This is a genomic window from Amycolatopsis sulphurea (genome assembly GCF_002564045.1).
Taxonomy (GTDB): Bacteria; Actinomycetota; Actinomycetes; order Mycobacteriales; family Pseudonocardiaceae; genus Amycolatopsis; species Amycolatopsis sulphurea.
Map to the genome: position 1 here is coordinate 3,574,755 of NZ_PDJK01000002.1, position 12,934 is coordinate 3,587,688.

The window sequence follows — 12,934 nt, forward strand, 5'->3', positions numbered from 1 at the left end:
TGCGTGACATACAGTCCTGTATCGGCGCGAATTCTTCGGTCGTTCATCTTGATGGCCCCGGTTGGTGACCTCGATCGTGGAGCTTGATCACTGTTGTGACAGTCCGTGAGATCGATGAAGGGCGTAAATGACCGTCCACCCGACCGACGTGATCGACCTGATCACCGCGCAGGTCGAACGCAGTCCGGACGCGGCCGCCGTCGTCGAGGGCACCCGTGAGCTGACCTACGCGGAGCTCGTGGCGGAGGTCGAACTCGTGGCCGCCGACCTCGTGGCACGCGGGGTCCGGCCACGCGATCTCGTCGCCCTCGTGCTCCCGCGCGGGATCCGTGCTGTCGTGGCCATCCTGGCGGTGCTGCGGACCGGTGCCGGATACGTCCCGGTCGAGGTCAACGGGCCGGCAGCACGCATTCACGCAGTGCTCGGCGAGGTTAATGCGCGGGTCGCCATCGTCGATGCCGGCTCCCGTGATCTTCTCGACGGTGCCGTCGGCACCCTCGATCTCGACGGCCCACTTGCCGGCGTAGGGGGATCCGCCGGTCCGGTGCCCGGCATCGGCGACGCGAACAGGGCGGAGGCCGGCGGCGCGACCGTGCTCGCCGAGCGTCCGGCACCGCCGGCGACAGTGGACCCGGACGCGCCCGCCTACGTCATCTACACCTCCGGCTCCGCCGGCCAGCCGAAGGGCGTCGTCGTGCCCCGGCGCGCGGTCGCGTTCTTCTGCGCCGCCGCCCGCGGCCCATACACCACGACCGCCGGCGACCGCGTCCTGCAGTTCGCCTCGCTCGGATTCGACGCGAGCGTCGAAGAGATCCTGCTGCCGCTTTCGGTCGGGGCGACGGTGGTGATCCGCGACGAGGAGATGCTGAGTCGCCCGGACCTGTTCCTGCGCCGCTGCGGCGAGTGGGGAACCACTGTCCTCACTCCGCCACCCGCTTACTGGCGGGAGATACTCGGTGTGCTGGAGCGGGGCGAAGCCACCCTGCCGCCGTCGGTACGGCAGATCGTGCTCGGTGGAGAGGCGGTGTACGCCGACGCCGTGCGCCGCTGGCGCCGGACGGTTGGGCCGCATGTGCGTTTGATCAACTGCTACGGCCCGACCGAGACCACCGTCGTGGCACTGGTGGCCGATCTGACCCACTACGACGGCGACGACCCCGTACCGATCGGCGAGCCGCTGCCCGGCGTGCTGACCGAGATCCGGCCGGTACCCGGTGAATCCGGCGACAGGCCCGAGTGCGCCACCGGCGAGCTGTGGATCGGCGGTCCCGGGGTCACCGACGGCTACCTCGGCCGGCCCGACCTGACGGAGGAGCGCTTCCGCACCGAGCCGGGGCCTGCGGACGAGCCAGTCCGCTGGTACCGGACCGGCGACGTCGTCTCCCAGGGACCGGACGGCAGTTTCGCCTACCTGCGTCGTCTTGACCGGCAGGTACAGGTCCGTGGGGTCCGCGTGGAGATCAGCGAGGTCGAGGCGGCGCTGCGGCTGGTCCCCGGGGTCGCCGACGCCGTCGTCGACGCCGTGCCTGACGCCGGCACCGTCCGGCTTGAGGCCCATCTGATCGCGGACGGCGACCTGGCCCCCAACGAGCCGGCGGTGCGTGCCGACCTGACGGGCCGGCTGCCCGCCGCGATGGTTCCGGCCCGGATCCGGTTCCACCGGCGGTTCCCCCGTACCGACCACGACAAGGTCGACCTCGTCGCGTTGCGCGGGACCCCGGACACCACCGCCCCTGAAAGCACCGCCCCGGAAAGCGCCGCCCCGGACGACGCCGACCCCGCGGCCGCGATGTCGGCGCTGTGGTCGCAGGTGCTCGATCGCCCGGCGATCGGGCCGGACGACGACTTGTTCGCCGCCGGCGCCGATTCGCTCGCCGCCGTGCGCATCCTCACCCGCCTGCGCACCGAGCACGGGGTCGAACTCACGTTGGCCGACCTGTTCGCGGCTGGCACCCCGGCCCGCACCGCCGAGCTGGTGGCCGCGTCGGCGCGGGTCGTTCCCGCCGAGTCGCCGCGCACCGCGACGGGGACCTTCGAACTCGGTGGCCTGCAGCCCGACTACTGGCTCACCGACGTGATCGAGCCGGGCCTGCCCCGCTACCTGCTCGGTCTGCGCTACCACGTCGACCGATCCGTCGAGCCCACCGAGTTGACTGCGCTCCTTGCCGCGCTCGTGCGGCGCCACCCCGTGCTCGGAGCCCGGTTCCCCGAGCGGGACGGACGGCCGGTGATGGTGGTGGACGGCACCGGCCGCATCCAGATCGGTGGCCCGGAGGTCGACCTGCGGGAAGGCCCGGTCGCCCGCGCGGTTCACGACCCCGCGACCGGAGTACTCACCCTGTTCGTCCATCACATCGTGTTCGACGGCTGGTCGGCCGGCGTCGTGGCTCGTGACCTGGGGTTGCTGATCGACGGCGCGACCCTGGAGCCGCCGGCCCGGGGCGTGACCGTTCCCGCGTACGCGGATTCCACTGCCCGTACATCCGATCGGGCTTACTGGCGGCAGCGCCTCGATGGTGTCGGCCCGGCCGTCGAGGTGCCGGCCGATCGGCCGCGCCCGCTGGAGCCTACGTTCGCCGCGCTGCGCGTCGAGCGCCGGCTCGATGCGACGACGGTCGGGCGATGGGACGCACTGGGCCGCGACCGTCGCGCCAGCCTGTTCGCCGTGGTTCTGACCGGCGTGCACGCCCTGTTGAGCAGGTGGACCGGACGGACCGATCCGGTGGTGCTCGCCCCGGTGGCCAACCGGGGCGGCACCGGCCTGGAGGACGAGGTCGGCGCGTTGCTCAACACTCTCCCGCTGCGGGCCGACACGGGCGGCGACCCGTCCTTCGGCGAGCTGCTGGACCGGGTGGCCGCCGACACCGTCGCCGACCTGGACCACCAGCGTCTGCCGCTGCCCGAGATCCTCGCGGTGACCGAGCGACCGGTCACCCCGGGCGCCGGCAATCCCTTCAGCTCCGTCCTCCTCACCGTGTTGAACACGCCGCACGGCTACGACGGCCCGGTCCGGTACGTGGGTGACGTCGTGCCCGCCGCGCAGACCGTCGACCTCGCCTTTGCCCTCGACACGACCAGCGCGGGCCACGTCCTGACGCTCACTGCGCGCAGCGAGCTGTTCGACCGCGACCGCGTCGAGGGCATTCTCGACCAGCTCACGGTTCTCCTTGACGCCGCCGTCGCCGAGCCCGGCACCCCGTTGCATCGGCTGCCGCTGCTCTCACCGGACGCACGCACCCGGCTGCTCGACGCGGTCAACGGCCGGACATCGGGGCGTGCGCCGCGGTTTCCGCTCGTCCAGCACTACCTGCAGGCGGTCGCCGCCGAGCGCCCGCACGCGCCGGCTCTGACCGTCGGCGACACCACGATCGACTACGCGCAGCTGGCGTCAAGGGCCAACCGGCTCGCGCACCACCTGCACCACAGAGCGGGTCGGCCGAGCGGCGGGCGAGACACCCCGATCGCGATCGCGCTGCCCCGTGGCGTCGACCTGTTCGTCGCCGTGTGGGGTGTCCTCACGGCGGGCCGCGCCTATGTCGCGCTCGACCTCGATCATCCCGCGGGCAGGCTGGCCAAGGTGCTGGCCGACTCCGGTGCCGACGTCCTCGTCACCCGCGCAGATACCGCCGGTCCGGCGCTCGCGACGACCGGGGCGGCCATCGAGACGGTCCTGCTCGATCGGGAAGCGGCGGCGATTACCGCACATCCCAGCGACCCACCTGACGTGGCTGTCACCCCCGCCGACCCCGCCTACCTGGTGTACACGTCCGGATCGACCGGGGCGCCGAAGGCGGTGGTGGTGACCCACGACAGCCTGACCCACGCCGTCGAGATGTGGATGCAGCACTACGCCCTGGTACCGGACTGGACGTTCGCTCAGGTGGCCCCGGTGTCGTTCGATCTGTTCGTCGGCGAGACTGTGCGCGCCCACACCGCGGGAGGGCGCCTGGTGGTCGTCCCGAAGGAGACCGCGCTGGACCCACCGGTCTTCGCGGAGTTCCTGCGCCGGGAGCGGGTGGCGTGTACCGAGCTGGTACCGAGCATGCTGAACCCGTTGCTCGCCGTCTGCGGGCCGCTGCCCGACCTGCGGCTGCTCATCGGCGGCGGCGAGGCCTGGCCCGTCGAGGACTATCAGCAGGCTCACGCGCTGCTCGACGCGGGCACCCGCCTCGTCAACTCCTACGGTGTCGCCGAGGCGACCGTGGACAGCCTCTGCTTCGAGGGGCCTCTCGAAGCAGAGGCCACGCTGGTGCCGATCGGGCGGCCCTTTCCCCACCAGCGCGCCTACGTGCTCGATGCCCATGACGAGCTGGTCCCCCCGGGCGTGCCCGGGGAACTGCATCTCGGTGGCGCCGGCGTCGCGGCGGGCTACCACCGCCGCCCGGGCCTGACCCGGCAGCGGTTCGGGCCGGACCCCTTTGTCCCGGGCGGACGTCGTTACCGCACCGGCGACCGTGCCCGCGTGCGGACCGACGGGACCGTGGAGTACCTCGGCCGGCTCGACGACCAGGTCAAGGTGCGGGGCCATCGCATCGAGCTGGGTGAGGTCGAGGCCGCGCTGCGCGCCCTTCCTGATGTCGCCGCCGCGGCTGCCACGCTTCAGGGAGCGGACCTCGTCGGCTACGTCGTGGCAGACGACGGCAGCACCACTCTCCCGGAGCCCGACCTGCTGGCGGCACTGCAGACCCGGCTGCCCACGGGCGCGGTCCCGGCCCGTGTCGTCGTGTTGCCCCGGCTGCCGCGTACCCACAGCGGCAAGCTCGACCGTGCCGCTCTGCCCGCGCCCGGCTCGGCAGGCCCCGCCACACCGGCGATGGCCCCCGCGACCGCGACGGAGCAACGGATCGCCGGGGTCTGGGCCGAGTTGCTCGGCATCGAGGTCGCCGTGGTGACCGCCGACAGCACGTTCACCGGGCTGGGCGGCGACTCCTTCGCGACGGTGCGCATGGCCCGCGCCGTGTCTTCCTCCCTGCGCCTCGTCGACGTGTTCCGTCGCCCCTCGTTGCGACAGCTGGCCCGCCACGTCGACAACCTCGAGACCGACCACCCTGCGGCACCTGACCGGTTGCCCGCCGCCGTCCCGGCCGATGGCGCGGAGCGCACGGTGACCGACGCCGCCGACCGGTTGCTGCAGCCGATCGGCACCGGACGGGCCGACCCGGCCCTCGGCGGAGCCACGATCGTCGGGTTCCCCTACGCGGGCGGGACCTCGATGACGTTCGGTCCGCTGGCCGAGGCGCTGCCGGCCGGCTGGGCACTGCTCGCCGTCGAGCTGCCGGGCCACGACCAGGCCCGGGACGAACCGCTCGCCGGCCTCCACGAGATCGCCGGACGAGTCGTCGAGGAGCTCCTGGCCGTCGAGGGACCGATCCTGCTCTACGGACAATGCGTCGGGACCGCGCTGGCCCTTGAGGTCGCGCGCCGCGTGACCGGCGGCCCGATCGATCTGATCGGCGTCGGCCTGGGTGCGCAGTTCCCGATCGCCAGGCTCCCCGGCCGGTTCTTCGATCGAGTGCGCCGCCTTTTGCCCACGGACGGCTTGGTCGGCAACCGCGCCTACCTGGACTACCTGCGGGCGCGTGGCGGTTTCGCCGACGTCGAGGAGGGGCAGGACGCGGACTTCGTCCTGCGCAACGTCCGCCATGACTCCCGGGAGGCCGAGGAGTACTTCACCGCGGAGACCGGCGACGTGGCCGCCCCGGCGCTCGCGGTTCCGGTGCTCAGCGTGGTCGGCCAGCGCGACCGGGTCACCGAGCTCTACGACGAACGCCACCGGGAGTGGGCGGCGTACTCCTCTCACGTCGAGCTCGCGGTGATCGAGCGGGGCGGACACTTCTTCGTCAAGCACCAGGCCGCCGAACTGGCCGACGTCCTCGTCGACGCTGCGAACCGCTGGCGCGAGAGCCCGTCGGATCCCGGCCTGGCCGATCCTGCCCCGGCGAACATGGATGTGCGTCCGGGGCTGCGCCGGTTCGCGGTGGTCGCGGCGGGCCAGACCGTGTCCGCCGTCGGCAGTGGCATCGCCTCGCTCGTCATCGCCGTATGGGCGCTCGGGGCGACGAATGATCTGACGCTGTTCGGTTTGCTCAGCGCAGTCGGCATGCTGCCCGGTGTGCTGGTGACGCCGATTGCGGGCGCCGTGGCCGACCGCGTCGACCGGCGACTGGTGATGATCACGTCCAACGCCGTGTCGATGGTCGCCACCGTAGGACTGGCGTTGCTCGTCACCGTCGGCGGCGGGCTGCGGATCCCGTTCGCCGTGGTCGCGCTCTGCCTGACCTCCGTGGCGGGAGCGTTCCAACGGCCCGCCTACCTCGCCGCCGTCCCCCAGCTCGTCCCCAAGCGTTACTTGGGGCACGCCGCGGGCGTCGGCCAGATCGCGGTGAACATCAGCCAGGTCGCGGGGCCGCTACTCGGAATCGGGCTCCTCGTCGCGCTCGGGATCGGCGGAGTCCTGCTGCTGGAGGCGGCGGGCTTCGCGATCGGACTGCTGACGCTGCTGCTGGTGCGCATTCCCGATCGGGCGTTCAAACGCCGCGAGGAGAGCCTCTGGGCCGAGATCGCCCACGGCTGGCGGTACGTCATCCGCCGGGCGCCGCTTCGCGCCGGACTGTGGTTCATGGTGGTCGACGTGGCCATCTACACGGTCGGCTTCACGGTGGTGACACCGCTGATCCTCGCCCGGCACTCACCGGTCGTGCTCGGCGTGGTGCTCGCCGTCGGCGGGGTCGGCGGTGTGCTCGGCGCGGTCGTGATGGGCCTGTGGGGCGGCACCCGGCGGCGCACGGAGGGCATGCTCGTCGCGGGCGGGGCCGGCGGGCTCGGGTTGCTGATCGTCGGGATCACCGGCGACCCGGTGCTCGCCGCGGCAGGCATGTTCGTCCTGTTGTTCACCGAGTCGATCATCGACGGCAGCTGGATCGCGGTGCTCGGCACCAAGGTCGACCCGCAGCTGCTCGGCCGGGTCATGGCGATCTTCACGGCCCTGCCGTTGATCACCATCCCCCTCGGGTTCCTGATCGTCCTGCCCGTGGCCGACGTCGCCGTGGTCCCGGCGCTGGCAGATCCGGCGTCGAGTCCGTGGCTGCCGGTCGCACTGTTCGGCGACGGTCCCGCGCGTGGCCTCGCGTTGCTGGTCGTGCTGAGCGGGCTGGGACTGACCGCATGGGCGGGGCGGGGCTGGCTGCAGCGTTCGTTGCGCCACGCCGAGGACGACCTCCCCGACGCCGTCCCCGGCCCGGAGATCCACGACCGCGACACCGTGGCGCAGCGGGCCGACGCCCAGCTGCGCCGCCACTGAGACGACGAAAGCGAGGTCTGGGCAGTTGCCGGAACCGACTACGGACAGCAGCAGCTACCGACAGGGGGGCGGCGGTGCGACACCGCCCGTTGACGGTGGGGCCGCCCTGCTCGACTGGAACGAGAGCCCACTCGGACCATCCCCGGTCGCGGTGGCCCGCGTCTGCGCGCACGCGCGGCAGCTGCACCGCTATCCGCGCGGCCTCGTCGAGGCGGTGACCGGCCGGGTCGCCGCCGACCTCGGGGTGGCTCCGGAGTGTGTCCTGCTCACCAACGGGGTCGACGAGGCCGCCGATCTCCTGATGGTGGGGGCGAGCGAGGCCTGGTCGGTGTTGCCGGGGTTCTTCGGTTATCCCGACCGGGCGCGGGCGCTGGGGGTCACACCCCGGACGATCACGCTCGACGCGGCGTGGGAGCCGCAGTGCGCACCTGAGGAGCTCACCGGTGCCGGACCTGTCTTCCTCGCTCAACCGCACAACCCGACGGGGAGCTTCTTCGACCCGGCCTGGGTCACGGAGGTGATCCGCCGGGCCGCGCTGGTGTGCCTCGACGCGACCTATGCCGAGTTCGCCGAGTCGTTCCCCGTCGACCCGGCCGCGGCCGGGCGGTCCATCGCCGAAGCGGTGCTGGCACCCGGTATCGACCGGACGGTCGTCGCCGAGGCGATGGCGGAGGGGCGGCTGGCCGTGTTCCACAGCTTCTCCAAGAGCCATGGCCTGGCTGGGCTGCGGGTCGGAGCGCTCGTCGCCGCGCCCGAGTTGACGACGCGGCTGCGGGACCGGCAGCGGGCCTACACAGTCGACACGGTGGCTCTGCACGCACTCGACGGCTCGCTCGCCGACCTCGCGCACCGGCGGGCGCTACGTGCCCACATCCGCACGATGCGGCCCCGCTTCGCGGCCGTCCTGCGCGATTGCCCGCTGCTGTCCGACGTCCGGACCACCGACGCGAACTACGTGCTGGCTCGCGGCGCCGATACCGCGGCCACCCGCGCTTTGGTCGCCCGCCTGGCCGCACGCGGGGTCTGGATCAGCGACGGCGACGTACTCGGGCTGCCGGGCTGGCTGCGGGTCAGCCTCGGCGACGAGGAGGCACTGGCCCAATTCCGCTCCGCGCTCGACGCCGAGAGCGCCGAGCCGACGACGCTCACCGAACCTGGAGGAAGTATCCGATGACGATGATCGGTGACCGATCCCGCGACGGCGGCCGGACCGAGGACCGCCTCGTCGCGGCCATCGAACCGCTGCGCCACCTGGCACTGGCCCACGCCGTGTACGCCCTGCTCGACACTGGTCTGGCCGACACACTGGCCGACGCACCGGGCTTGAGTCTCGACGATCTCGCCGCCCGGCACTCGTTCGCTCCCGATCGGCTGCTGGGCTACCTGCACTACCTGCGCAACGAAGGCTATGTCGTCGAGCAGGACGGTGGCTGGTCGCTCGGGGCGCCGGGCGCGGAGGCCGCCGTGTTCCGGCCCTGGTACCAGCTGCTTGTCGGCGGCTACGCGCAGACTTTCGCTGCGCTCGGGCCTACTCTCGCCGCCGATGCCGGCTGGGCCGGTCGCAACGGGGGCGAGGTGGGGGCCGGTGCCTGCGGGATGAGCATGTTCGACGCGGTCCCGCTGGCCGACCGGATTCTGGAGACGGTCACCGGGCCGGCGCGAGACACGCCCGTCACCGTGATCGACTGTGGCTGCGGCGACGGCCGGTTCCTCGCCGAGCTGGCCCGCCGCCGTCCCGGTCTGCGCGGCGTAGGTCTCGAGCCCGACCCCGCCGGCGTGGCGCTCGCCCGTGCCACCGCCGCCCAGCCGGATGTCCGCGATCGGATGCGGATCCAGCAGGGCGGTGCCCTCGACGCGCCGTCGGTCGAGCCCCCACCCGAGGGTCCGGTGGTGTATCTGGCCGCATTCGTGCTGCAAGAGGTGCTGGAGCAGGACGGCGAGGACGCCGTCGTCGAGCTGCTGGCCACCGTGACCGCGGACCGTGACGACGTGTGGTGGCTCGTCCTCGAAGTCGACCACCAGCCCGACGATCCACGGCTGCGTGAGGGCCTGGGCCGGGCGTTCTACAACCCGTACTACCTCATCCATGCCATCACCGAGCAGCGGCTGATGGATGTCGCGGCCTGGTCGGCGCTGTTCGACCGCGCCGGACTGGAGTGCGTGGTCGATGCCGATCCCGATCCCGACATCGACTCGACCGGCCTCCTGCCGGGAATGCTGCTGCGCCGCGCCCGCTCAGCCGCGTCGACGCAGTCGCCTACGGCCGACGGGAGCCGGCAGGCATGACCGACCAGGCCGAGGAGTCGATCGCCAACCGGGCCGTGCATCACGGCCCCGTCGCACTGACCTCCTCGATCCGCTCGACGGACTTTCTGCGCAACCTCGAACCGTGGCGTCGGAGCAAGGAGATCGACCAAATCCTGCACGAGGGAGCGGTCGACCTGAACGCCCTGCACGCCGCCGCCGAGCGCCGGCCGCCGCAGCGCGACTCGTCCTTCGACCAGTACCGCACCGACGACTGGACGAGCGCGCAGGAGAACCTCGACGAGGACGAGCTGATCATCGCGGGGCAAGAGGTGATGCAGGCGTGGGAACGCCCGCTGATGCACCGGATGGCCGCCATCGCCACTCGCACGCACGGCGATGTACTCGAGCTGGGCTTCGGGATGGGCATCTCGGCCACCGCCATCCTTGCCGAGGGTGTACGCAGCTACACGGTCATCGAAGCGAACAGCCACGTCGCCGAAAGAGCCCGCGCCTGGGCCGCCGAGCGCCCGGACCAGACGATCACGATCGTCGAGGGACGCTGGCAGGACCGCATCGATGAGCTCGGGCAGTTCGACGGCATCTTCTTCGACACATACCCGACCTCCGAGGAGGAGGCGCTCGCGCACAACGTCGAAGACACGTTCTACGCCGAGCACTTTCTGCCCGCCGGCGCGCGCCACCTCCGCCCAGGCGGGGTGCTCACCTACTACACCAACGAGATCGACTCGTTGAGCCGCGAGCACCAGCGCATCGTGCTGCGCCACTTCACCAGCGTGGAGATCGGCGTCGTCGAGGGGCTCCTCCCGCCCGAGGACTGCACGTATTGGTGGGCGACCTCGATGGCGGTGGTCGCACTCGTCCGCTGATCCCGACGCCGGATCCGTCAGGCGGGTGATCTCCAGCCGACGCGGGCTCGACGAACGCCGTGCCTGGCGGATCGACGGGGACGGCCTATGCCGGATCTGCCTGGACCAACGACGGGCGACCGCGTTCTCCAGCGGCAGTTCAAGAACCCCGCTCAGGCGGAGCCTGATGACCATGCGTTGGGGCGGGTTGACCAGGAAGCTGCATCTGGGGTGTGGGCAAGGGGCAGAAGCCGTTGTCGATCGTGCTGATCGCCGGGCAGCGCAGCGACAGCCCGCAATTCGTTCCCGTCCTGACCGGGATCCGGGTGCCCGTCTGGCGCTACAACAAACTCGCCGTCCGCTACGAAGCCGCCATCCACAGCGCAGCGAATGGCGCTGACCGACTTCAACACCACAGCCCCCTAGACCGTCTCCTCTACGTACGCGAGGTACCGCTTCGCCGACCGCTGTACGACCGCATGGCCGTCCGTACGCACGATGGCGTCCCACCACGCCCCGTAGATGGCGTCGAATGGGTACGGCTCAAGCAACTCCGCGGCACGGCGTACGACGCTAGGTCGTTCCGGGATCAGATTCGGGTAGCTGTACATGAACCCCACGTGCGTACGGTCCGGGACCACTTGCACGATGTCGCCGGACAGCAGGGCGCCGCGGCTGTTCTCCCCACCGGGCCAGTGCAGGACGGTTCCGCCGGCGAAGTGCACGCCCAGGTTGATCAGCCGGAGCTCGTCGGTCACGTCGAAGGTCGTGCCGGACCACAGGCGGATCGCCGGGTCCGGGCGGCCGATCCACTGGCGATCGGCCTCGTGCAGGTGGATCGGCACGTCGAAGGCGTGTGCCCAGTCGACCATGGTCGTGTAGTAGTGCGGGTGGCTGATCGCGATCCCGGTGATCCCGCCCAGCTCGGTGATCCGGGTGATCAGCTCGTCGTCGAGGTAGGCCGCGCAGTCCCAGAGGAAGTTGCCGCTGCCGGTCCGCACCAGCAGGGCGCGCTGGCCGATGGCGAAGCCGGGCTCCGAACCGACGCCGAGGAGGCCCGGACCCTGCTCCTCGATGCGGGCCCGCCGGTCACCGCTCGCGCGCAGCGTCGCGAGGTCGGTCCACTGCTGGCCGCCCGGGAGTACGTACTGCCGCTCGTCCTCGCAGATCGGGCAGGTAGTGCGTGGCGCGGGGTACTGCATGCCGCACGCCAGGCAGACGGGTTCGGTGCTCATGGTCTTCCTCCCGGTCCTCGTCGGAGGAAACCACGCTAAACCGCGCGAAGCCCGGCCGGGGAGAACCCGGCCGGGCGGCAGTATGCGGGGAAGGTCAGGCTTCGCTGTAGGGCACGGCCTTGACCAGGGTGACCTTCATGGTCTTGCCGTTGGGCAGCTCGTACTCGCGCGACTCGCCCTCCTTGGCGCCGAGCAGGGCCTTGCCCAGCGGCGACTCCGGGGAGTACACGTCGAGCGAACCCTCGGCGCCCTCTTCACGGGTGGCGAGCAGGAACTTCTCCTCCTCGTCGTCCCCGTCGTATTTGACGGTGAGTACCTTGCCCGGCCCGGCCGTGCCGTCGTCGTCGGCCGCCTCGCCGACCTTCGCGTTGCGCAGCAGCTCCTGCAGGTGCCGGATCCGCGCCTCGGCCTGGCCCTGCTCCTCGCGGGCCGCGTGGTAGCCGCCGTTTTCCTTGAGGTCGCCCTCTTCCCGGCTGTCGTTGATGCGTGCGGCGATGACCGGACGATTCTCGATCATTTCGTCGAGCTCGTGCTTGAGCCGGTCGTAGGCATCCTGGGTCAGCCAGGTCACCTTGGTGTCGCTCACGGTCACCATCTCCTCGTAGGGCTTGCCAGGCTTGGGTGTGCAAGCCGGCCACCGCGTGTGCCATCGGGACCCGCGCGGGTGGGGATAAAGGAAAAACACGGCCCGCGCCGGGCCGTGCTGGTGTACCAGCGTATCACGGCGTGACAGGCCGACGCCGGTCGATTCCCACGCAGCGCGGACGTTCACCGCGCATTTCACCCCGTTGGCCGCTACGGGGTTGACAGATAACGTGGTATCGAATACGAGCAGCCGTACACGTCGGCGGTCACCGGCCGCCCGATGCTCTTCACCACCGTGCTCAGGCTGCTGTGCCCGGCCCCGGCGGGGACCAGAACCTCCTTGCGCCCGCTCTCGGCTCCGGAGCGGTCGCGGACCCGTACGACGCACACCCCGGGCTTGTCCGGGTCGTCGCGCGTGACGTTGATGGTGATCTGCATCGCGTCGCCGGGCCGCTCCTCGAAGGCGACCCGCTCCGCTTCGATCGGGGTCTGCCCCAGGTTGACGTAGGCGATCCAGGCGATTCCGAAGCCGGTCAGCACGGCGATCGCGCCGAACAGCCAGGCCCACCTGCGCCGGGTCGGGCGTGGCCGGCGGGCCGTGCCGTACCGGTCCGCGAGCGGCGCCGGATCGGCGTCACTCGCGGTGGTCACGGCATCCCCGCTCTGCAAAACCCGGGCCTCCGGTCGGACTGGTCGTACCC

General features: G+C 71.5%; 7 protein-coding genes. 4 read left to right on the top strand and 3 right to left on the bottom strand.

Annotation, left to right across the window (positions count from 1 at the left end; genetic code table 11):
• Positions 1-127 precede the first annotated feature (127 nt).
• The 4 genes from ATK36_RS22515 to ATK36_RS22530 are packed head-to-tail and all read left to right on the top strand — an operon-like array spanning position 128 to position 10,434.
• Complete coding sequence (locus tag ATK36_RS22515) at positions 128-7,300, top strand: non-ribosomal peptide synthetase/MFS transporter (protein ID WP_098513315.1); 7,173 nt, start codon at positions 128-130, stop codon at positions 7,298-7,300.
• Between the two features lie 25 nt (positions 7,301-7,325).
• Positions 7,326-8,474: a pyridoxal phosphate-dependent aminotransferase gene (locus ATK36_RS22520; protein WP_098513316.1), complete on the top strand. Its 1,149-nt coding sequence runs from the start codon at positions 7,326-7,328 to the stop codon at positions 8,472-8,474.
• A complete protein-coding gene (locus tag ATK36_RS22525; RefSeq protein ID WP_098513317.1) occupies positions 8,471-9,586 on the top strand; it encodes a class I SAM-dependent methyltransferase in 1,116 nt (371 codons plus the stop codon). The genes ATK36_RS22520 and ATK36_RS22525 overlap by 4 nt, the downstream gene beginning before the upstream one ends.
• Complete coding sequence (locus ATK36_RS22530; protein ID WP_098513318.1) at positions 9,583-10,434, top strand: class I SAM-dependent methyltransferase; 852 nt, start codon at positions 9,583-9,585, stop codon at positions 10,432-10,434. Before ATK36_RS22525 ends, ATK36_RS22530 begins: the two co-directional genes overlap by 4 nt.
• Before the next feature lie 401 nt (positions 10,435-10,835).
• Here ATK36_RS22530 and ATK36_RS22540 read toward each other — a convergent pair whose 3' ends face one another.
• The 3 genes from ATK36_RS22540 to ATK36_RS22550 all read right to left on the bottom strand — a co-directional run bounded on the left by ATK36_RS22540 (position 10,836) and on the right by ATK36_RS22550 (position 12,902).
• Positions 10,836-11,648, bottom strand: coding sequence for an MBL fold metallo-hydrolase (locus tag ATK36_RS22540; protein ID WP_098513319.1), 813 nt, complete (start codon positions 11,646-11,648; stop codon positions 10,836-10,838).
• A 94-nt stretch (positions 11,649-11,742) separates the two neighbouring features.
• Positions 11,743-12,243 carry a transcription elongation factor GreA gene (greA, locus tag ATK36_RS22545; RefSeq protein WP_098513320.1) on the bottom strand — a complete coding sequence of 167 codons (501 nt, stop codon included), beginning with the start codon at positions 12,241-12,243 and terminating at the stop codon, positions 11,743-11,745.
• A 200-nt stretch (positions 12,244-12,443) separates the two neighbouring features.
• A complete protein-coding gene (locus ATK36_RS22550) occupies positions 12,444-12,902 on the bottom strand; it encodes a DUF4307 domain-containing protein (RefSeq protein ID WP_211291932.1) in 459 nt (152 codons plus the stop codon).
• Positions 12,903-12,934: the final 32 nt, after the last annotated feature.